Origin of the sequence: Enterobacter cloacae complex sp. 6730903 (assembly GCF_048283985.1) — a bacterium.
Lineage (GTDB): Bacteria > Pseudomonadota > Gammaproteobacteria > Enterobacterales > Enterobacteriaceae > Enterobacter > Enterobacter hormaechei_C.
In genome coordinates, this window is the sequence record NZ_JBLVXX010000188.1 from 1 (window position 1) to 323 (window position 323).

The 323-nt window shown below is 33.7% G+C and carries 1 protein-coding gene; it reads left to right on the plus strand.

What is annotated here, in order from left to right:
- Positions 1–33: 33 nt before the first annotated feature.
- The coding region (locus ACNQ0W_RS25500; protein WP_417933321.1) for a hypothetical protein at positions 34–323 on the plus strand (290 nt) is incomplete at its 3' end.

Here is a 323-nt window from a genome sequence, read left to right on the forward strand (position 1 = left end):
GCTAAGTGCGCCCTTCGGGGTGCATTTTTTGAGATGATTATGGAACAAGAAATTTTAAAAAAACAAATTGAGTATCTACATAACTGCTATTTTCTCTGGCTTGAACGTCCTACCAATCCACTAGATTTATCTTCGCCTAAACATCGAGCTGAAGAATTGTTTATTGGTTCATACATAAAAAAGGTTAAAAGTTTGCGTAGATGGTTTAAAAAAAATGAGCTTCCTGAGCCATTATTTGACCCAGATACTGTTCAAGAAACTATTAATAATTTGCGTCTTCATTTACGCATTTTTTTTGTGGATTTTTATAGTTGTGGGTATTG